The 20,051-nt window shown below is 70.9% G+C and carries 16 protein-coding genes; 7 read left to right on the top strand and 9 right to left on the bottom strand.

Annotated elements, in window-relative coordinates; genetic code table 11:
- Positions 1-6: 6 nt before the first annotated feature.
- From ACSMXX_RS00780 to ACSMXX_RS00765, 4 genes are all read right to left on the bottom strand, one after another.
- A complete protein-coding gene (locus tag ACSMXX_RS00780; RefSeq protein WP_473184581.1) occupies positions 7-1,422 on the bottom strand; it encodes a rhamnulokinase in 1,416 nt (471 codons plus the stop codon).
- A 168-nt stretch (positions 1,423-1,590) separates the two neighbouring features.
- Positions 1,591-3,636 (bottom strand): bifunctional aldolase/short-chain dehydrogenase, encoded by a 2,046-nt coding sequence (locus tag ACSMXX_RS00775; protein ID WP_473182068.1) that lies wholly within the window; start codon positions 3,634-3,636, stop codon positions 1,591-1,593.
- 6 nt (positions 3,637-3,642) lie between these two features.
- Complete coding sequence (gene rhaI / locus ACSMXX_RS00770; RefSeq protein ID WP_473182067.1) at positions 3,643-4,815, bottom strand: L-rhamnose isomerase; 1,173 nt, start codon at positions 4,813-4,815, stop codon at positions 3,643-3,645.
- A 140-nt stretch (positions 4,816-4,955) separates the two neighbouring features.
- Positions 4,956-8,228 carry an alpha-L-rhamnosidase gene (locus tag ACSMXX_RS00765; RefSeq protein WP_473182066.1) on the bottom strand — a complete coding sequence of 1,091 codons (3,273 nt, stop codon included), beginning with the start codon at positions 8,226-8,228 and terminating at the stop codon, positions 4,956-4,958.
- A 354-nt stretch (positions 8,229-8,582) separates the two neighbouring features.
- On the opposite strand from ACSMXX_RS00765, the gene ACSMXX_RS00760 reads away from it, so the two are divergent.
- The 6 genes from ACSMXX_RS00760 (at position 8,583) to ACSMXX_RS00735 (ending at position 14,976) form a co-directional block, all read left to right on the top strand.
- Positions 8,583-10,112: a sugar ABC transporter ATP-binding protein gene (locus ACSMXX_RS00760; RefSeq protein ID WP_473182065.1), complete on the top strand. Its 1,530-nt coding sequence runs from the start codon at positions 8,583-8,585 to the stop codon at positions 10,110-10,112.
- Complete coding sequence (locus tag ACSMXX_RS00755; protein ID WP_473182064.1) at positions 10,109-11,170, top strand: ABC transporter permease; 1,062 nt, start codon at positions 10,109-10,111, stop codon at positions 11,168-11,170. The genes ACSMXX_RS00760 and ACSMXX_RS00755 overlap by 4 nt, the downstream gene beginning before the upstream one ends.
- A gap of 206 nt (positions 11,171-11,376) precedes the next feature.
- Complete coding sequence (locus ACSMXX_RS00750; protein WP_473184580.1) at positions 11,377-12,294, top strand: ABC transporter permease; 918 nt, start codon at positions 11,377-11,379, stop codon at positions 12,292-12,294.
- 62 nt (positions 12,295-12,356) lie between these two features.
- Entirely contained in the window at positions 12,357-13,442 is a 1,086-nt protein-coding gene (gene rhaS, locus ACSMXX_RS00745) for a rhamnose ABC transporter substrate-binding protein (protein WP_473182063.1), read from the top strand.
- Positions 13,443-13,490: 48 nt separating this feature from the next.
- Positions 13,491-13,820, top strand: a complete 330-nt coding sequence (locus ACSMXX_RS00740; protein WP_473182062.1) for an L-rhamnose mutarotase — start codon at positions 13,491-13,493, stop codon at positions 13,818-13,820.
- Positions 13,821-13,959: 139 nt separating this feature from the next.
- Positions 13,960-14,976, top strand: coding sequence for a LacI family DNA-binding transcriptional regulator (locus ACSMXX_RS00735; RefSeq protein ID WP_473184579.1), 1,017 nt, complete (start codon positions 13,960-13,962; stop codon positions 14,974-14,976).
- A 340-nt stretch (positions 14,977-15,316) separates the two neighbouring features.
- Here ACSMXX_RS00735 and ACSMXX_RS00730 read toward each other — a convergent pair whose 3' ends face one another.
- Entirely contained in the window at positions 15,317-16,528 is a 1,212-nt protein-coding gene (locus tag ACSMXX_RS00730; protein ID WP_473182061.1) for an NAD(P)-binding domain-containing protein, read from the bottom strand.
- A gap of 62 nt (positions 16,529-16,590) precedes the next feature.
- Here ACSMXX_RS00730 and ACSMXX_RS00725 point away from each other — a divergent pair, with 62 nt between their 5' ends.
- Positions 16,591-17,013, top strand: a complete 423-nt coding sequence (locus tag ACSMXX_RS00725) for a YjbQ family protein (RefSeq protein ID WP_473182060.1) — start codon at positions 16,591-16,593, stop codon at positions 17,011-17,013.
- 31 nt (positions 17,014-17,044) lie between these two features.
- Here ACSMXX_RS00725 and ACSMXX_RS00720 read toward each other — a convergent pair whose 3' ends face one another.
- The 4 genes from ACSMXX_RS00720 to ACSMXX_RS00705 form a co-directional block, all read right to left on the bottom strand.
- Positions 17,045-17,518: a hypothetical protein gene (locus tag ACSMXX_RS00720; RefSeq protein ID WP_473182059.1), complete on the bottom strand. Its 474-nt coding sequence runs from the start codon at positions 17,516-17,518 to the stop codon at positions 17,045-17,047.
- Between the two features lie 155 nt (positions 17,519-17,673).
- Positions 17,674-18,645, bottom strand: coding sequence for a WXG100 family type VII secretion target (locus ACSMXX_RS00715; protein WP_473182058.1), 972 nt, complete (start codon positions 18,643-18,645; stop codon positions 17,674-17,676).
- A complete protein-coding gene (locus ACSMXX_RS00710) occupies positions 18,645-18,953 on the bottom strand; it encodes a type VII secretion target (RefSeq protein ID WP_473182057.1) in 309 nt (102 codons plus the stop codon). Before ACSMXX_RS00710 ends, ACSMXX_RS00715 begins: the two co-directional genes overlap by 1 nt.
- Positions 18,954-19,131: 178 nt before the next feature.
- The gene (locus tag ACSMXX_RS00705) at positions 19,132-19,899 is read right to left on the bottom strand and encodes an IclR family transcriptional regulator (protein WP_473182056.1); all 768 of its coding nucleotides are present in this window, start codon (positions 19,897-19,899) and stop codon (positions 19,132-19,134) included.
- Between the last annotated feature and the right edge of the window lie 152 nt (positions 19,900-20,051).

Raw genomic sequence — 20,051 nt, 5'->3', positions numbered from 1 at the left:
TCTGGTTCAGCTGCCGGCGCGGACTGCCGCGGCGGCACCCGCCCACTCCTGCGGACTGCCGTGATCAACGGAGGGTTCGTACGTCCGCAGCGGCAGCGTGTCATACAGGAGGCGCCTGACCAGCTCCAAGCCGGCACCGATCACTCCCTGTGCGCGGGCCTGCACGGCGACGTTGCCGAGGGCCGCGGCCTCGGCGGGGCCCGCGATCACGGGCAACCGGCAGGCGTCGGCGGTGAGTTGGCACAGCAGCTCGTTGTGCACACCGCCGCCGACGACGTGCACCACGTCGACCTCGGTGTCCGCGAGACGCTGGGCGTCCTCGACCGCCAGCCGGTGCGCGACCGCGAGGGAGTCGAGCACGCACCGGGTGGTCTCGGCGGGGCCGTCCGGGACGGGCCGTCCCGCACGCCGGCACGCTTCACCGATGCGCTGCGGCATGCGGCCGGGGGCGAGGAACTCCGGATCGCCCGCGTCCACGACGGACTTCAGGGGCGCGCAGGAGCCTGCTTCGCGCAGCAGCGGGCCGAACTCCTGCGGGCTGCCTGCCGATTCCCAGGAGCGCATGCACTCCTGCAGCAGCCACAGGCCCATGATGTTGCGCAGGTAGCGGACGGTCCCGTCGACGCCGAGTTCGTTGGTGAAGTTCGCCAGCCTGCTCTCCTCCGTCAGTACGGGCTCCGCCAGCTCCAGCCCGGCCAGCGACCAGGTGCCGGTGGCGATGTAGGCGAAGCGGCCGGCGACGGCTGGTACGGCGGCGACCGCGGAAGCGGTGTCGTGCGAGCCGACGGCCGTCACGGGGACCGGCCCGTCCAGTCCCGTCTCGTCGAGCACCTCCGGCAGGAGCTCCCCGGCCGCCTCCCCCGGGCGGCGCAGCGGCGGCAGCAGCGACAGGGGCACGCCGGCGGCCGCCGCGACCTTCTGCGACCACTCGCGTGTGCGCGGGTCGATGAGCTGCGTGGTGGAGGCGTTGGTCAGCTCGGTGCCGGGCACACCTGTCAGCCAGTACGAGATCAGATCCGGTATGAGCAACAGCTGCCGCGCCGCCGCCAGTTGTGCGGAATCACGGGCGGCCGTGAGCTGGTACACCGTGTTGAAGGGCAGGTACTGCAGGCCCGTGTGCGCGTACAGCTCCTGCGGCGGAAGAGCCTCCGTGAGGCGGTCGGCCATCCCCTCGGTGCGCGCGTCCCGGTAGTGGACGGGGTTGCCGAGCAGCGCGCCGTCGGCGTCCAGCAGCCCGTAGTCCACCGCCCAGGAGTCCACACCCACCGACGCGACCGGCCCCGCCCGGCGGAGCCCGTCGAGCACGCCCCGGTGCAGCGCGAGTATGTCCCAGTGCAGCGTTCCGCCCGTACGCACCGGCCTGTTGGGGAAGCGGTGCACCTCCCGCAGATCCACCGAGTCCGGCCCGAAGCCGCCGGTCATCACGCGTCCGCTGGACGCGCCGAGATCAACGGCGGCGAACCGGGCCCCGGCGCGACGCGACGGCGCCGGGTACGCGGCGGATACGGAAGCGGAATGCGACACGGCGGCGGGTCCTCGGGGTCGGGCCCTTTCGGCTCGGGCGGTGGACGGTGACGTACGGCGGTGCGCTCAGCGCAGGAAGGCGGCGGGCACGCCCGCGTCGACAGGTATGTGCAGCCCCGTGGTGTGGCTCAGATCGCCGCCCGTGAGGGCGAAGACGGCATTCGCGACATGCTCCGGCAGCACCTCCCGCTTCAGCAGCGTGCGCTGGGCGTAGAACTCGCCGAGCTTCTCCTCGGGCACGCCGTAGACCGCTGCGCGCTGCGCGCCCCAGCCGCCCGCGAAGATCCCCGAACCCCGTACGACACCGTCCGGGTTGACGCCGTTGACGCGGATGCCCAGCTCGCCCAGCTCGGCGGCGAGCAGCCGGACCTGGTGCGCCTGGTCCGCCTTGGCCGCGCCGTAGGCGATGTTGTCCGGGCCCGCGAACACGCCGTTCTTGGAGGAGATGTAGACGATGTCGCCGCCCATTTCCTGGGCGGCCATCACCCGGGCCGCCTCACGCGAGACGAGGAAGGAGCCGCGTGCCATGACGCCGTGCTGGGTATCCCAGTCCTGCGCGGTGGTCTCCCGCAGGGGCCGCGACAGGGAGATGCCCGCGTTGTTGACGACGAGGTCGACCCCGCCGAAGGCGAGCACCGCCGTACGGAAGGCCGCCGCGATCTCCTCCTCGGACGTGACGTCGACGGCGGCGGCCACCGCCTTGTCCGGACCGCCCAGTTCGAGCGCCACCTCCTCGGCGCTCGGCTCGTTCCGGTCGGCGACGACCACGCAAGCACCTTCCGCGGACAGCCGGTGCGCGATGGCCCGTCCGATGCCCGAGGCGGCGCCGGTCACCAGCGCGACGCGCGTCGCCAGCGGCCTGGGCGGAGGCATCCGGCGCAGCTTCGCCTCCTCCAGCTCCCAGTACTCGATGCGGAACTTCTCCGACTCGGGGATGGGGGAGTAGGCCGAGACCGCCTCGGCACCGTGCATCACGTTGATCGCGTTGAGGTAGAACTCGCCCGCCACTCGGGCCGTCTGCTTGTCCTTGCCGAAGGAGAACATCCCCACGCCCGGGATCAGCACGATCGCCGGGTCCGCCCCGCGCATCTCCGGCGAGCCGGGCCCCGCGTGGCGCTCGTAGTAGGCGCGGTACTCCGCGCGGTACTCCTCGTGCAGCTCCCGCAGCCTCGCCTCGGCCTCCGCCGGGGACGCGGAGGGCGGCAGGTCGAGGACGAGCGGACGGATCTTCGTACGGAGGAAGTGGTCCGGGCACGAGGTGCCCAGCGCCGCGAGGCGCGGATGCTCCTCGCGGGAGAGGAAGTCCAGCACCGCCCCGGAGTCGTCGAAGTGGCCCGTCCGCGGCGCGTCCGTCGAGGCGAGCCCGCGCAGCAGCGGGGCGAGCGCCGCCGCGCGCTCCCGCCGCGCCTGGTGCGGCAGCGGCTCGTACTCGGCGAGAACGCGTCCGAAGGGCTCCGGCCTGCCCTGTTCTGCGAGGAAGCCGGCCGCTGTGCGGATGATGTGCAGCGAGTTGCGTTCGCACTCGTCGCTCGAATCGCCCCATGCGGTGATGCCGTGGCCGCCCAGCACGCACCCGACGGCCTGCGGGTTGTCCTCCTTTACGGCGGCGATGTCCAGGCCCAGCTGGAAGCCGGGCCGCCGCCAGGGCACCCACACGACGCTGTCGCCGAAGCATTCACGGGTCAGCTTCTCCCCGTCGGCGGCGCAGGCCAGGGCGATCCCGGAGTCGGGGTGGAGATGGTCGACGTGCGGTGCGTCGAGAAGGCCGTGCATGGCCGTGTCGATGGAGGGTGCCGCCCCGCCCTTGCCGTGGAGGCAGTGGTCGAAGGCGTCGACCATCTCGTCCTCGCGGTCGACGCCCGGGTAGACGTCCTTCAGCGCGCGCAGCCGGTCGAGGCGCAGAGCGGCCAGGCCCTCGGCGGTGAGGGTGCCCAGGTCGCCGCCGGAACCCTTGACCCACAGCAGTTCGGTGTCCTGCCCGGTGACGGGGTCGGCCGCGAGGCCCTTGGCCGAGGTGTTGCCGCCGGCGTAGTTGGTGTTGCGCGGGTCCGCGCCGAGGCGGTGCGAGCGCGCCAGGAGCTCGCCGACCGTGTCGTGCTGCTGTGCCGTCATGCTGAACTACGCTCCCCAGCCTGCCTGTTGGCCGCCTTTGCGTTCTTCGGTGATCTGCTGCGCCCATCCGGAGCGGTGATATGCCGCGACGGGATCGGCGTCCCGGCCGCTCTCCTCGCGCACCTGGGCGAGGAGCGGCCGTACATCGGTGTTGTAGGCGTCCATCAGCACCGCGTTGGCGCCGAGCACGTCACCGGACCGCTGAGCGCCCTCCAGGGCGCCGCGGTCCACGAGCAGGGCCTTCGCCGTGGCCTCCTGCACGTTCATCACGGAGCGGATGATGGCGGGGATCTTCGGCTCGATGTTGTGGCACTGGTCCAGCATGAAGGCGATGCCGGCGGCGTCCTCCAGGCCTCCGCCGCGTATCACCTCGTACATGATGCGGAAGAGCTGGAACGGGTCGGCGGCACCGACCATCAGGTCGTCGTCGGCGTAGAAGCGGGAGTTGAAGTCGAAGCCGCCGAGCTTTCCCTCGCGCAGCAGGAGCGCGACGATGAACTCGATGTTCGTGCCCGGCGCGTGGTGGCCGGTGTCGACCACCACCTGTGCCTTCGGGCCGAGCTTCAGGCAGTGGGCGTAGGCGGTCCCCCAGTCGGGGACGTCGGTGGTGTAGAAGGCCGGTTCGAAGAACTTGTACTCCAGCAGCATCCGCTGCCCCTCGCCGAGCCGGTCCCGGACCGCCGTGAGCGCCTCGGCGAGCCGGTCCTGACGAGCCCGGATGTCGTCCTGGCCGGGGTAGTTGGTGCCGTCGGCGAACCACAGCTTCAGGTCGCGCGAGCCGGTCGCGTCCATGATGTCCACGCACTCCAGCAGGTGGCCCAGAGCCTTGCGGCGGACCGCGGCGTCAGGGTGGGTGACCGACCCGAGCTTGTAGTCGTCGTCCTGGAAGACGTTGGAGTTGACGGTGCCGAGGCGCAGTCCGCGCTCCTTCGCGTACGCGGCCAGCGCGCCGTAGTCCGCCACCTTGTCCCAGGGGATGTGCAGCGCCACGGTGGGCGCGACCCCGGTGTGCTCGTGGACGCGGGCGGCGTCGTCCAGCTTCTCCTCGGGGGTGCGCGGCACTCCCGGCTGCGCGAACACCTTGAAGCGCGTTCCGGAGTTCGCGTACGCCCACGAGGGAGTCTCGATCCGCTGTGCGGTGAGAGCGGCCCTGACGGCCGCCCGGTCCGGCTCTGACATGCGTCTCCTCCGTGCGGCACGGCGGGTGCGGGCCGGGGACCGCCACGCGCCCGCGATGCTGTGAAACGTTTCAGAAAAGCTACGTTCGGCAGGTGACCGCCGTCAATAGCCCCGCACTCCAGGGAGTGCGGGGCCGCGTCTCACCCATGGCGCGCGGTGCTGCCGGTCGAGCCGTCCGGGGCGCCGTCCGCCACGAACCGGTGGGTGCCCGAGCCCACTTCGAAGACCGCGCAGCCCTCCTCGGTGCGCAGCAGGCGTGCGCCCCCGGCCCGTACCGCCGAGACGTCCCGGGCCGGCACCCACACTTCGCCCGTCGTGTTGGGCGGCAGCGAGACGGTGAGCCGGAAGAGGTCTCCCGCCTCCAGGGTCCAGCGGGTGCTGACCGGGCCGTAGAGCGAGTCGAACCGGGCGTCCGCCCTGCGGACGCCGCCGCCGGGACGGGGCCGCACCAGCGTCCGGCGGAATCCGGGCTCGGCCGGTGCGATGCCCGCGAGATTCCGGTACATCCACTCGCCGACGCAGCCGTAGGCGTAGTGGTTGAAGGAGTTCATCCCCACGTCCTGGAAGCTGCCGTCGGGCTTGATGGAGTCCCACCGCTCCCACATCGTCGTGGAGCCCCTGCCGATCTGGTAGCCCCAGGACGGGAACGTCCGCCGGTGCAGCAAGCGGTGGGCGACATCTGTGTGCCCCGTCTCCGTCAGTGCCTGCAGCAGCCGCGGGGTGCCGAGAAAGCCCGTGGTCAAGTGCCAGTCGCGGGCCTCGATCAGCTCCACGAGACGGTCGGCGGCCGCACGCCGTGCGCCTGCCGTGGGCAGCAGATCCATCGACAGCGCCAGCACGTACGCGGTCTGGGTGTCGCCCTTGATGCGGCCGCCGTCGCCCGAGTAGGCGGCGTTGAACGCCTCCTTGATCCGCCGGTGCAGCTTCTCGTACGGGACGGCGTCCTCGCCGAGCAACCGGCCGGTGCGCGCCACCAGACCGGTGGCATGGGCGAAGTACGCGGTGCCGACGACGTCCTTGGGGGTCTCGTCGTCGACGTTGAGCCAGTCGCCGTAGCCCTCTGCCGGCCGCAGCAGGCCGTCGCTGTGCGCCTCCAGATAGGCGATCCATCTGCGCATCGCCGGCCAGTTCTCCCGGAGTACGCGCGAATCCCCGTACGCCTGGTGCAGCGCCCAGGGCACGGTCACACCGGCATCGCCCCATCCGGCGGCGCCCTTGCCGACCTGGCCGGTGAAGGGAGCGACGTCGGGGTAGGCGCCCTCCTCGTCCTGGCCGTCGCGCAGGTCCTGGAGCCACTTGGTGAGGAAGCGCGCCGACTCCATGGTGTAGGCGGCGGTGGGGGAGAAGACGTTGATGTCTCCTGACCAGCCGAGCCTCTCGTCGCGTGCCGGAGTGTCGGTCGGCACGGAGAGGAAGTTGCCGCGCTGGCCCCATGTGATGTTGCTGTGCAGCTTGTTGAGCAGCGGATCGTCGGTGGAGAAGTCCATCGTGAACGGCGCCGCGGTGTGCATCACCAGACCGGTGACGGCGTCGCGGGGCGGCCTTCCCGGGTAGCCGGTCACCTCGACGTAGCGGAATCCGTGGAAGGTGAACCGCGGCTCGAGGACCGTGCGTTCCCGCCCGTCGAGCGTGAAGGTGTCGACGGCGCGGGCCGTACGCAGATTCGCGACGTAGAGCGAACCGTCCTGGTCGAGGACTTCGCCGTGCCGCAGATGTATGCGCCGGCCGGCTTCGCCCCCGGTGACGGTCAGGCGGACGCAGCCGACCATGTTCTGGCCGAGGTCGAACAGGAGGACCCCCGGGCGGACTTCGCTCACTCCGTCCGGCTCGATCTCGCGCATCACCCGAGTCGGGGCGTCGGTCATGGCCACGACTGCGGGACCGGTTCCCCCTCGTGCGGGCGAGGTGGTGGTGACGGGCTGCCAGCCGGCGTCGTCGAATCCGGGCTCCCGCCAGCCGGGGGTCTCGGCCCGTGCGTCGTACTGCTCGCCCATCACAAGGTCGGCGGTCACCAGCGGCCCTCGCGCCGCCCGCCACTCGGCGTCGGTGCCGACGCGGGTGGTGCGGCCGTCCTCGTGGGCAACCTCCAACTGGGCCAGCAGGGCGGGGTGTTCGCCGTACTGGTGCTGTCCGAACCAGCCGACGTTCCCTGCGTACCAGCCCGGCGCGAGGGTGACGGCGAGGGCGTTGCTGCCGTGCCGGAGCTGCTCGGTGACGTCGTAGGTCCGGTACGCGACGCGCTTTCCGTAGTCCGTCCAGCCGGGGGTGAGCCTGTCCTCGCCCACGCGCGTGCCGTTCAGGTGCGCCTCGTACAGCCCGAGAGCGGTGATGTGGAGACGCGCGCTGCCGACGGGCGTGCCCGGCAGCCGGAAGGAGCGGCGCAGCTGGGCCGGCGACTGCTCCGGCAGCACCTCGCCCCATGGACCGTCGCCCCATTCGGCGGCCGTACGGGCCAGGGGCCAGGCGCTGTCGTCGTAGCCGGGGGAGTGCCAGTCGTGCGCGGGCTCGGTGTCCGTGGTCCGCCAGGTGCCGTCGGTCGTGAGGCGTAAGGTGCCTTCGCCGGTGGTGATCTCCAGCACCGCGAGCAGACCCGCGGGCCCCGCCTCGGAGTTGACGGCTTCCACCGCCAACGCGTTGGTACCGGGCCTCAGTTCGTGCGTGACGTCGAGCAGCGCCGGTCTGCTCCAGCTCTTCTGCACCGGCAGGGCGTCGCGGGAGCCGACTTCGGTGCCGTTCACGTACGCGGTGAAGCCGTCGTCGGCCGCGATGACGAGCCGCGCCGCCCGCACGGAACCGGAGACCTCGGTGGCGCCGCGGAACCAGCGGGTGCCGGCAGGCACCCGGGAGGCCGCGTTTCCCTCCGGGAACCAGATCCAGCCGGCGCCCTCCAGGCCGGGCGGCGCGACGAGGGAGGGCGGCGCCGTGATCCACTCCGAGCGCCACCGCCCTTCGTCCATCAGCCCGGTCTCCCACCAGGTGGGCGCGGACCAGGGGGACGGGCGGCCGTCCGCGTCCCAGACACGCACCGACCAGTGGTAGCGGGTGCCGGGGCGGAGTGCGGGCCCGTCGTAGGGCACGAGGACGGACTGCCGGGAGGTGCGCTTCCCGCTGTCCCACACGTCGGGGTCGGTCAGACGGCCGGGGCTGGTGGCGACGCGGACGCGATATGCGTGCTGAAGCCGGTCGGGCAGCCGGGAGCGGAGCGTCCAGCTCAGCCGCGGGTGCGGGGCGTCGAGGCCGAGCGGCCGATCCGCGTACTCCGTCGTCGTCCCGGTGACGTGGAGATCGCCGCCGTCCGCCGCGTCCGCGCCGCCGGAGTCCGCGGCGAGGGCCGGCCGGGAGAGCCCGTCGATCGCCGTAGCCGACAGGCCGGAAACGGTCGCGGTCGTGAGCAGATGACGTCTGCTGATCATGTGCACCTCCCGTGGCGGCGCCGCTGAGGCGGCTGCCGAAGCCGAGGGCAAAACGTTTCAATGAAGACGCGCAAGGAACGTAGAGGTGGCTGCCCTTGGCCGTCAATAGCGCCGAGAACGAGGCCATTTGCCTGGAGCACCGGCCCTTGACGCGCTTGGCGTCGAGGGCTAGCTTCCCCGAAAACTGATTGAAACATTTCATTTCCTGGGTCGCCGTCCGTCCCACTCACACCCGGGGTGGCCCGCGCACCGTGACGACGCCCCGGTCGCACGCCGCCGAGGCAGGCCGACGGCTCTCAACACGGCTCTCGGCACGGCTTGCAGTGCAGCCCGCAGCACAGGAGGAGCAGGACCATGACCCAGCCAGAACCGGCAGCGGTCCCGGTGCCGGTGCTCGCCCTGGAGGGGGTGAGCAAGTCCTTCGGCAACGTGCGCGCCCTGCGCGGCGTCGGCCTCGCGCTGCGCGCGGGGGAGGCGCACGCCCTCGCCGGAGAGAACGGCGCGGGCAAGTCCACACTCATCAAGATCCTCGCCGGTGTGTACCCGCCCGACGCCGGCACCGTACGGCTCGACGGCCACGACGCGGTCTTCGCGGGCCCCGCGGACGCACGCGACGCGGGCATCGCCGTGATCTACCAGGAGCCCACGCTCTTCGCGGACCTGTCCATCGCGGAGAACATCTTCATGGGCCGTCAGCCCCGCCGCGCCTTCGGCCGCATCGACCACGACGCCGTACGCGAGGCGACCGCCGCCCTCATGCGCCGCCTCGGCGTCGACCTCGACTCCGACCGCCCCGCACGCGGCCTGTCCATCGCCGACCAGCAGATCGTCGAGATCGCCAAGGCCCTCTCCTTCGACGCCCGCGTGCTGATCATGGACGAGCCGACCGCGGCGCTCACCGGCACCGAGACGGCACGGCTCTTCTCCGTCGTCGAGGCCCTCCGTGCGGAGGGTGCCGCGGTGCTGTTCATCTCCCACCGGCTGGAGGAGATCTTCCGGCTGTGCAGCCGTGTCACGACGCTGCGCGACGGCCGGCTCGTGGCGAGCGAACTCCTCGCAGGGCTCAGCGAGGACGACCTCGTACGCCGCATGGTCGGCCGGGATCTGGAGGAGCTGTACCCCAAGCAGGACACGACGCCCGGCAAGGGGGCGCTGACGGTGCGCGGGCTCACCCGCGAAGGCGTCTTCCACGACGTCTCCTTCGAGGTCCGGCGCGGCGAGATCGTCGCCCTCGCCGGCCTGGTCGGAGCGGGACGCAGCGAAGTCGTGCAGGCCGTCTTCGGAGTCGACCGCGCCGACGCGGGCGAGGTCGAGGTCGACGGCGTGCCGTTGAAGCCCGGTTCGCCGACTGCCGCCATGGACGCGGGAGTCGCCCTCGTACCCGAGGACCGGCGGCAGCGCGGACTGGTGATGGAGATGTCCATCGAGCGGAACATCGCACTGACCGGACTGGGCGGCCTCGGCACCGCCGGGATGGTGCGGCGTTCCCTGGAACGCAGCCGCGCCGCCGACTGGTCGGCGCGGCTTCGGCTGAAATACAACCGCCTGACCGACCCCGCCGGCGTGCTCTCCGGCGGCAACCAGCAGAAGGCCGTGCTCGCCAAGTGGCTCGCCACCGAACCCGGCGTCCTCATCGTCGACGAACCCACCCGCGGCATCGACGTCGGCACGAAGGCCGAGGTGCACCGGCTGCTGACGTCGCTCGCCGAAGAGGGCATCGCCGTGCTGATGGTCTCCTCCGACCTGCCCGAAGTCCTCGGCATGGCCGACCGGGTGCTGGTGATGCACGAGGGGCGGCTCGTGGCCGGGATACCCCGCTCGGAGGCCACCGAGGAGTCGGTCATGGCCGCCGCCACCGGGCGTACCGCCAAGGAGGCCACGTGAGCGGAACTCTGGAGAAGAGGCCGGGGCAGCCGCCCGCGGACGCCCCCGGTACGAAGACGGGGCCGCACCGCTCGGCCCGCTCCCTGACCGACATGGTCTTCCGCATACGGGAGTTGAGCATCGGCGGCGCCCTCGTGCTGCTGATCCTCGGTACCTGGCTCGCCAACCCCGGCTTCCTCGACGACCAGGGCGTGCAGGACCTGTTGCTCAACTCCGCGATCCTCGTGCTGCTCGCAACCGGGCAGTCCGTCGTCGTGCTCACCCGGAACATCGACCTGTCGGTCGGATCAGTCGTCGGCCTGACCGCCTTCGCCTGCGGCAGCTTCGTCTCCGGCACCCAGCACAGCGCGCTGACCGTGGTGATGCTGGGCACCGGACTCGGGGTGCTGTGCGGCATGGTGAGCGGACTGCTCGTCAGCTTCGGCAAGGTGCCCGCGCTGGTGGTGACGCTGGGGATGCTCTACGTGATCCAGGGCACCGGCCATGTCTGGGCACACGGCCGGCAGATCAACGCCGTCAACGTGCCCGCCGGAGTGCTCGAGCTGGGCAGCGGCAGCCTGCTGGGCGTCCCGTATCTGCCGGTGATCTCCGCGGTTGTGCTGGCGGCCACCGCGTACTACCTGCGCAACTGCCGCGGCGGGCGTGAGCTGTACGCCATCGGCTCCAGCCCCGAGGCGGCGCGCCTGGCCGGAATCCCCATCCGCCGGCGGGTGCTCGCCGCGTACGCCTTCTCCGGTGCGGTCGCCGGCTTCGCGGGTGCGCTGTGGCTGGCGAGGTTCGGCACAGTCGTCGCGGACGCCGCCAACGGCTGGGAGCTGACCGTCGTCAGCGCCGTCGTGGTCGGTGGCGTCGCCATCACCGGCGGCGTCGGCACCGTCTGGGGCGCGGCGCTCGGCGCTCTGCTGCTGACGACGATCGGCAGCGCCCTCGTCGTCCTCAAGGTCAACCCCTTCTGGGAGCAGGCCATCACGGGTGCGCTGCTGCTCGCGGCCATCAGCACGGACCGCGTCGTACGCAGCCGTACCACGGAGGCGCTGAGGAAGAGGAGCAGGAATTGAACGCGCCGACGCCCCGGACGGGAGCGGCAGACGAGACGAAGGACGCCGGAACCGGGACCGGCACCGGAGCCGGGACCGGCACCGGAGCCGGGACCGGAGCCGGAGCCGCGGGCGGCGCGGCCGCTGGTGCGGCGGCGCGTGGCGGGGCGGGCGCCGGCAGGTTCCTGCGCTGGGACACCGCCGTCGGCATCCTGCTGGTCGCCGTCATGCTCGCCGGAGCCGGCACCACCGACGGCTTCGCCGACATCACGAACCTCTCCGCCGCCCTCAACGACACCGCGGAGATCGCGCTCATCGCGCTGCCGATGACCTTGCTGGTCGTCGCCGGCCAGGTCGATCTGTCCGTCGCCTCGATGCTCGGCCTCTCCAGCGCTCTCGCGGGCGCCCTGTGGGACGCGGGCTGGGCGTTCGAGATGATCGTGCCGCTGTGTCTCGTCGTGGGCGTGCTGGGCGGACTGGTCAACGGCTGGCTCGTCACCCGCGTCGGGCTTCCCGCGCTGGCCGTCACCATCGGCACCCTCACCCTCTACCGGGGGCTCGCCTCGGTCGTGCTCGGCAACAAGGCCGTCTCCGACTTCCCGGAGGCGTACGCGCAGTGGGCGTCCTACACCGAACCGGTGCCCGGCACCTTCGTTCCCTACCCCATCGCCGTCTTCATCGTCCTCGCCGTCCTCGCGGCGGTCGTGCTGCACTGCACCGCCGCGGGCCGGGCCCTGTTCGCCATCGGGGCGCAGGAGGACGCGGCCCGCTTCGCCGGCATCCGGGTCAGGCGGATCAAGCTCGTCCTCTTCGCCGTCACCGGATTCATGGCGTCCTTCGCCGGGATCGTCTACACCCTGCGCTACGGCAGCGCCCGAGCCGACAACGGACTCGGGCTGGAGCTCGTCGTCATTGCGTCCGTGCTGCTCGGCGGCGTGGACTTCAACGGCGGCAAGGGCACCTTGGGCGGTGCCGTGGCCGGAGTGCTGCTGATCGGCGTCCTCAACAACGTGCTCACGCTCAACGACGTCTCCAACGAGATCCAGGTCATCGTCACCGGCGTACTGCTGGTGGCGTCCGTGCTCACGCCGCGGGTGACCGCCTTCGTCACCGAACGCAGACACCGCCGCGCCGCCGCCTCCTGACGTCGTTCAACTCCCCACCCGTACCCGTCACTTGCCGTGCTCGTCACGTGAAAGGCCCCGCCATGCGACCCACGACACGCCCCCGCCCCCGCCTCCTCGCCGCCTCGGCGGCCGTCTGCGCGCTCTCCCTCGCCCTCGCCGGCTGCTCCGGCACCACCAAGAGCGACGCGAAGGACGACGCCAAGGACAAGGCACAGGGCGCGAAGGCCGACCCCGACGCTCCGCTGAAGAAGGGCCTGAAGCTCGCCTTCCTGCCCAAGCAGATCAACAACCCCTACGAGAAGATCGTCGACGAGGCGGGCATCGCCGCCGCCGAGGAGTACGACGGCAAGGCCAAGGAGGTCGGCCCCTCCGACGCGAAGGCCTCCTCCCAGGTCAGCTACATCAACACCCTCGTACAGCAGCGGCAGGACGCCATCCTCATCGCGGCCAACGACCCCAACGCGGTGTGCGGGCCGCTGAAGCAGGCGATGAAGCAGGACATCAAGGTCGTCTCCTACGACTCGGACACCGCCAAGGACTGCCGGCAGGTCTTCATCAACCAGGCCAGTTCCGAGGAGGTCGGCCGTTCCCTGATCCGGCGCACCGCCGAACAGACCGGCCACAAGGGCCAGATCGCGATCCTCTCCGCCACCCAGAACGCGACGAACCAGAACGCCTGGATCGAATTCATGAAGAAGGAACTGAGGAAGCCCGAGTACAAGGACATGAAGCTGGTCAAGACCGCCTACGGCGACGACGACGACCAGAAGTCCTTCCAGGAGACCCAGGGACTGCTCAAGGCCTACCCGAAGCTCAAGGCCGTCATCTCGCCGACCACCGTCGGCATCGCCGCCGCCGCCCGCTACATCAGCGACTCCTCCTACAAGGGGAGGGTGGTCCTCAACGGCCTCGGAACGCCCAATCAGATGCGCAAGTACATCAAGGACGGCACCGTCGAGGAGTTCTCCCTCTGGGACCCGAAGAAGCTCGGCTACCTCGGTTCGTACGCCGCCGCCTCGCTCGCCTCCGGCCGGATCACGGGCAAGGCGGGCGAGAAGTTCAAGGCCGGGAAGCTCGGCGAGCGCACCGTCGGCAAGGACGGCGAGGTCATCCTCGGCCCGCCCACCGTCTTCGACGAGAAGAACATCGACGAGTACGACTTCTGACGAGTACGGCTTCTGACGAGTACCACTTCCAGGGAGGGGGACGGACCCGTGGAGCGTGTCTGCTTCCTGCTGAAGGTCCGCGCCGGCCTGGTGGCCGAGTACCGCGAGCGGCACGCGGCCGTGTGGCCGGAGATGCTCGAGGCCCTGTCCGCCTGCGGCTGGCACAACTACTCGCTCTTCCTGCGCGAGGACGGACTGCTTGTGGGCTACCTCGAGACCGAGGACTTCGAAGCGGCACGCGCCGCGATGGCCGGGACGGAGGTCAACGACCGCTGGCAGCGGGAGATGGCCCCGTACTTCGAGCCGCCCGGCTCCCTGGGGGCGGTGCGGGCCGACGAGGCGATGGCGCCGCTCACCGAGGTCTTCCACCTCGACTAGTGCCGTGAGGGGCAGAGCTTGCCGGGAGGGGCGCTGCGGACACGCCCTGGGGCGTGTCCGGGATCTCCGCGAGCGCGCGCTCGGTGCTCGGCGGTCCGCGCCGCCGGGAAGCTGCGTAGCATGAGCGCTCGTGGCAGGAATGGTGGGCATCAAGGACGTGGCGCGTGCGGCCGGGGTCTCGGTCGGCACGGTCTCCAACGTCATCAACCGTCCTCAGACGGTCTCTTCGGCCACCCGCGACAAGGTGCGCTCGGCGATACGGCAACTCGGCTATGTGCGCAGCGAGTCGGCGCGCCAACTGCGCGCGGGGCGCAGCCGGATCATCGCGTTGCTGGTGCTGGACATGGCGAACCCGTTCTTCGTGGACGTGGCGAGCGGTGCGGAGCGAGCGGCGCGGGAGGCCGGCCTGGGGGTGATGCTGTGCAACAGCGCACAGAGCCCGTCGGAGGAGGCGGAGTATCTGTCGCTCTTCGCGGAGCAGCGAGTGCGCGGCGTGCTCGTCACCCCGGCCGACACCACCGGCCGCAACCTGTCCCGCTTCCAGCGCCACGGCATCCCGTACGTCTCCGTCGACCGGGTGCTGCCCAGCGCCGAGGGCTGTTCCGTCTCCGTCGACGACGTGCGCGGCGGTGAGCTCGCGGCGCGCCATCTGCTGCAGAACGGCCACGAGAGCATCGTGTACGTGAGCGGTCCCATGCATCTCACCCAGTGCCAGGACCGGTACACGGGTGTTGTGGGCGCGCTGCGTGACGCCGGTCTGCGCGAAGAGGACGCGCTGCGTCAGGTGGAGTCGGCGCGGCTGGACGTGGCGGCGGGGAGGGATGCGGGAGCGCGGCTGCTGGGGATGTCTCCGCGTCCGACGGGTGTTTTCTGCGCGAACGATCTGCTGGCGCTGGGGGTGCTGCAGGCGTTGTACGGGGCGGGCGTCGAGGTGCCGGGGGAGGTGGCGCTGGTGGGGTACGACGACATCGAGTTCGCGGCCGCAGCCGCGGTGCCGCTGACGTCGGTGCGGCAACCCGCGTTCCGCATGGGGCGTGCGGCCGCGGATCTGCTGATCGAGGAGACGGGGGAGGAGGCGGCCGGACATGAGCATCAGCGGATCGTGCTCCAGCCCGAGCTCGTCGTCCGCCGCTCCAGCACGCCCGTACGGGCCTGAGCACGCCGCGGCAGACGGCAACGGCGGCAGGCGGCAAGGCCGCACATGCCCGGACGGCAGGCGGCACCGGCGGACGCGGAGGCACACCGGGAGCGCACGAGACGGCGCCGCCCCTCCGTGCGATACGGAGGGACGGCGCCGCGGGGGACATACGTCAGACGAGCCAGCCGACATAGTGGGCGAGACAGGCCAGCGCGTTGGTGATGACGTTCATGCGGTGCTTACTCCTCGGTGTTCCTGAATGGGACAACTCACCGGCTCTCGTGGGACGTTGAGCCGGAGACGCCTGCGCGGACCGTGGCCCGCCGCTTGCGCACCGTAAGGATTGCCCAACCCGCAGTCACCGGGGTGCGGAATCCGCCGCGGCCAGTCGTTCGGGTGAACGCCCGTTTCCGCGTTCGTACGCCGGACGGTGCTCGCCGACTTCCGTGGCAGGACCGGGAGTTGAGCCACCGCGGAGGAACCGGTCGATGCCGCGTGCCGCGGCGCGGCCCGCGCGGTTCGCACCCACCGTGCTCGCCGACGGTCCGTAACCGACCAGCTGGACGCGGGGTTCGCCCACCACCCGCGTGCCGTCCATGCGGATGCCGCCGCCCGGCCCGCGCAGACCCAGCGGCGCCAAGTGGCCGATGGCGGGCCGGAATCCGGTCGCCCACAGCAGCGTGTCCGCCTCCATGCGGCGTCCGTCGCTCCACTCGACGCCCTCGGGCACGATCCGCTCGAACATCGGCTGCCGCACCAGCACTCCGCGCTCGCGTGCCTTTCGCATCTCCTCCGTCAGCGGCAGCCCCGTCACGGAGACGACGCTGCGCGGGGGCAGCCCCTGCCGTACTCGATCGTCGACGAGGGCGACCGCCTGGCGGCCCAGTTCCTCGGCGAACGGCCCGTCGCGGAAGGCCGGTTCGCGGCGTGTCACCCACGCCGTCTCGGCCGCCACCTCGGAAATCTCCAGCAGATGCTGCACCCCGGACGTACCGCCCCCGATGACGACGACACGCTTGCCGGCGAAGGCTTCGGAGTGCGGCCCCGGATACGTGGCCGTGTGCAACTGCCGTCCGCGGAAGGTCTCCTGGCCCGGATAGCGGGGCCAGAACGGACGGTCCCAGGTGCCCGTCGCGCTGATGACGGCCCGCGCACGCCACACGCCCGCCGACGTCTCCACCCGCAGCCGCCCGGTCCGTCCCCGGCCCTCGGCACCGACTCCGGCTGGGTCCCCGTCCTCCTCTTCCTCGCGGACCGCCCGTACGTGGACGGGGCGGCGCACCGCCAGAGCGAAGGTCCGCTCGTACTCCGCGAAGTACTCACCGATCACGTCCGAGGAGCGGCGCCGGGGGTCGGCCCCGCTCAGCTCCATGCCTGGCAGGGAATGCATCCCGTGCACCTTGCCGTACGTCAGGGTGGGCCAGCGGAACTGCCAGGCGCCTCCCGGGCGCTCCGCGTGGTCGAGGACCACGAAGTCCACGCCGGGCTCGTAGCCGAGGCGCCGCAGATGGAAGGCGCTCGACAGGCCGGCCTGCCCGGCCCCGATCACCACCACCGGGACATCGTCCATGTCCCCTGCAACAGCCCCGCGCCCCCGGAACTTCCCGCGCCCGGACCATGGAGGATGGAGGCATGACTGACGCACTGCAGACCGACGTCCTGCACATCGCCACAGGGTCCGGCGAGACCGTCACCGACCTCACCCGCGAGTGCGAGTCCTTCCTCGGCGGCGCGGCCCAGGGCAGGGACGGACTGCTGAACATCTTCGTCCCGCACGCCACCGCGGGCGTCGCCGTGCTGGAGACGGGCGCGGGCAGCGACGACGATCTCCTCGCCGCCCTGCGCGACCTCCTCCCGGCCGACGACCGCTGGCGGCACCGGCACGGCAGCCCCGGCCACGGGCGGGACCACGTGCTACCAGCCCTCGTGGCGCCGCACGCCACTCTCCCCGTCATCGCCGGCAGGCTCGAACTGGGCACCTGGCAGTCCGTCTGCCTCGTCGACACCAACGGCGACAACCCGCACCGGAAGGTCAGGCTGAGCTTCCTCGGCTGAGCGGTACGGCCTTGCGGCAGCTCGAGGGCACTCAGCGTCCGGAACCGCCCGGCGCGGGCGCGAACTGTCCCAGGAGCTCTTGCTGTGCTGCTCCGTGCATCCGGAAGCTGCCCCAGGAGCCGTCGGCGAAATGCAGACGGGAGTTCGCGATGTACGGCGAATCGTCCGCCCACTTCAGCCGTTCCGCGCCGCGAACCTGTTCCCGCGGCAACGACCAGCCGGCTTCGGAGCCGAGGTCACCGACGTAGACGAGATGCACCCCCGAGCGACCGACGACGAGATACGTCCAAGTCGGAGCGTCACAGGCGGCGAGGAGTCCGCCCGCCTGGCTCCGCCAACCACCGCGCAACGGCCTGCGCTTGCGGCGGAGGGTGATCGAATCGGCGACCAGATCGTAGAGCGTCTGCGGCACATCACCCAGCCAGATGAACACCAGCGCCACGGCCCCCCACCAGGGCGCCCGCTGCTTGCGCGCCGCCCCGGCCACCGTCGGCCGGGGTCTCATCCTCCTCGGCACTCTCCGAGCGTCCGTGCTCGACGACACCAGCCCGACGGCCACGGGGGTGTCCGCATGCCCCAGGGCCGCCGCCACCTGCCCACGGATTTCCGGTGATACCTGCCCGGTCCTGCTGCTCATCGCTTCCCCTGCATCAGCGCCACTCATCCGAAGTCCTTGGTCACCCTCTCCTTTGGCGAGAGCCCGTCGTTCCTCCGGTCCTCGAATCTACGGGAGTCATCTTGCGGAGGTGCTTCCTTGGGCGCGACACCGGGTGCACCTTCAGGGCCGTAGGTCTCGTACGCCCGGCCCAGCGGCTCACCGACCTGGTTGCCGACGACCGGCGCGACGATCCCCGCCTTGACTGCACGCTTGGCTGAGTGCATCTCGCCGGCCATCTTGAGATCCTCCATCTTCCCGCCGGGCAGCTTGGCCTGCGGGTTGTCAGGATCCTTGACCCTGCCCAGGTAACGCTTGGCCGCGTTCTTGTGGCTGAACGGGTCCTTCTTGTCGCTCAGGGACTTCATCAGCTTCCTGAGTTTCTGCGCCTTCTTCAGGGCCTGCATCCGCTTCGCCAGGTCGGCGAGGGTGTCGGCCAGCTTCGCGGTGATCTTCACGGCCTTCATGGCCTTGTGCGCGATCCCCGCCGCCGTGATCAGCGGCCCGATCACGGCAGCCGCACCGGCCGTGATCACGGAGAGGATTGCCGTGGTTGCTGCCGCTGCCAGCACGGCCTGAACGATCTCCACGAGCAGGTCGATCATCAGCTGCTCGGCCTCGGCACATGCCTCGGCTGCGGACTCCAGCAGCTCGGCGATCTGGTCCATGTCCGCGGCCTCGCCCTTGAGGGCGTCCTCGAAGGCGGACGTCTCCTTGTGGAAGGCGTCCGCCGCCTCCCCGGACCAGGCGCCGTCGAGACGCTTCCGTTCGAACTTGAGGTCGTCGACGACACCGCGCAGATCCCGTGCCGCCTCCCGGTACTTGCCGGCGACCTCGCGGAGACGTTCGTTGTCGCCGGACACCTTCTCCAGGTCGTCCTCGAGGCCGAACTGTTTGATGATCCCGCGAACGGCCTCGTCGAGGGTGTCGGCGAACGGCCCGGAGATGCTGATCCCGAGCTTGGAGAGGATGTCCATCACCGGCCCCCGAATTCCACGTTGACGTCGTTCTCGGTGCGGTCGTAGGCCTTCGCCGTGTCCTTCACCGCGTCCACGATGCCTTCCAGGGCGCCGGCCGCGTCCTGGAGGTCCTCCAACGAGTCGGTGCGCTGCTTCTCGTAGTCCCTTGCCAGCTCGTCGGACTCAGGAAGTTTTCCGAACGCCCCGGGCGACAGCGTCACTTGGTCGATCTTGTTACGGATCTTCCGTATCCGTTCGACTTCCTTGTCGACGTTCGTCGCATAGCGCCGCAGGGCCTGCGGCTCCACGTCGAATTCTGCAGACAACGTTGCTCCCCCATAGTCCCGGATCATGGTCCTCCGCCACGGTAGTGGCGTCATCTGACGCAGTGGAGTGACTTCTGTGCCGGAGATGTGCCGTAACAGTGCCTGCTCATTCACTCGTTGAGCAGTGCGGTGCACGGTACGGCAGGCCATGTCGGCGAGTACATCCGGAGGCCCGCCCTCAGCCGGGCGGCAGGTCGGCGCTGACGCGCCGGGCCGCCGCTGCCGCCAGCGGCCCGAGCTCGCGGGCCCGCTCCGCGTCGTAGCGCTGAACGGGCACGGAGATCGCTATCGCGCCGACCGGCCGCCCGTGGGGGTCCACGAGCGCTGCTCCGACCGCGCCGACCCCCGGGCGCCACGCGCAGTCGTTGGTCGCGTATCCCACCTCACGCACCGTACGAAGGTCCTCGAAGACCGCTCGCCGGTCGGCGGGCGTCGTCCCGGAGAAGCGCTCCAGCTCGCCGCCGAGCAGCCGCTCGACTTCCTCGTCCGGCAGCCGGGCCAGGATCGCCCGTCCGCTGCAGCTTGCGTGCAGCGGTACACGTGCGCCCAAGTGCACCCACGTACGCACCGGTTCGTCGCTGTCCATCCGGTCCACGACGACCAGCTCACGGTCCGTGCCGTAGCTGGAGAGGTGGATGGTCTCGTGGGTCTCGTCGCGCAGCTCCCGCATCGTGGGCAGAGCGGCATCGCGGAGGCCGAGTCCGACCGAGGCGTGGATGCCGACGGACAGCGCGCGGCCGGTCAGCACCCACCGCGTCGTATCGGAGCGGGAGGTGGTCAGCCATTCCGCTTCGCGCAGGGTCACCAGACAGCGGTGGACGGAGGTCTTCGGGATCCCCGTGGCTCTGGTGATCGCGGAGACGCCGACGGGCTGCAGCTCAGCAACTGTCTCCAGAACACGCAGAGTTGTGATGACCGCGCGCATGCCGCTGCCGGCGGTTGGCATCAGTGATCGTCCCCCCTTGGCCGAGTGCCGTTCCGGATGGGTGCCTGCACAACCCTTGACAGTACGTGAGCGCGCTCACCAGGGTAAGGGCGATCGTACCGCCAGATGGTACGTGTTCCGGCTCACGGAACACGTACGCGGAACACGGCATC

It is taken from the genome of Streptomyces sp. DSM 116795, assembly GCF_055792905.1.
The sequence above is the reverse complement of the archived record's forward strand: the minus strand, read 5'-3'. Positions and strand labels throughout refer to the sequence as shown.

Bases quoted from the DNA above. Each gene is read 5' to 3' on its own strand.
- ACSMXX_RS00780 (WP_473184581.1), bottom strand. From the start codon at position 1,422: ATGACCGGCGGCTTCGGGCCGGACTCGGTGGATCTGCGGGAGGTGCAC.
- ACSMXX_RS00775 (WP_473182068.1), bottom strand. From the start codon at position 3,636: ATGACGGCACAGCAGCACGACACGGTCGGCGAGCTCCTGGCGCGCTCG.
- rhaI (WP_473182067.1), bottom strand. From the start codon at position 4,815: ATGTCAGAGCCGGACCGGGCGGCCGTCAGGGCCGCTCTCACCGCACAG.
- ACSMXX_RS00765 (WP_473182066.1), bottom strand. From the start codon at position 8,228: ATGATCAGCAGACGTCATCTGCTCACGACCGCGACCGTTTCCGGCCTG.
- ACSMXX_RS00760 (WP_473182065.1), top strand. From the start codon at position 8,583: ATGACCCAGCCAGAACCGGCAGCGGTCCCGGTGCCGGTGCTCGCCCTG.
- ACSMXX_RS00750 (WP_473184580.1), top strand. From the start codon at position 11,377: ATGCTCGCCGGAGCCGGCACCACCGACGGCTTCGCCGACATCACGAAC.
- rhaS (WP_473182063.1), top strand. From the start codon at position 12,357: ATGCGACCCACGACACGCCCCCGCCCCCGCCTCCTCGCCGCCTCGGCG.
- ACSMXX_RS00735 (WP_473184579.1), top strand. From the start codon at position 13,960: ATGGTGGGCATCAAGGACGTGGCGCGTGCGGCCGGGGTCTCGGTCGGC.
- ACSMXX_RS00730 (WP_473182061.1), bottom strand. From the start codon at position 16,528: ATGGACGATGTCCCGGTGGTGGTGATCGGGGCCGGGCAGGCCGGCCTG.
- ACSMXX_RS00725 (WP_473182060.1), top strand. From the start codon at position 16,591: ATGACTGACGCACTGCAGACCGACGTCCTGCACATCGCCACAGGGTCC.
- ACSMXX_RS00720 (WP_473182059.1), bottom strand. From the start codon at position 17,518: ATGAGACCCCGGCCGACGGTGGCCGGGGCGGCGCGCAAGCAGCGGGCG.
- ACSMXX_RS00715 (WP_473182058.1), bottom strand. From the start codon at position 18,645: ATGGACATCCTCTCCAAGCTCGGGATCAGCATCTCCGGGCCGTTCGCC.
- ACSMXX_RS00705 (WP_473182056.1), bottom strand. From the start codon at position 19,899: ATGCCAACCGCCGGCAGCGGCATGCGCGCGGTCATCACAACTCTGCGT.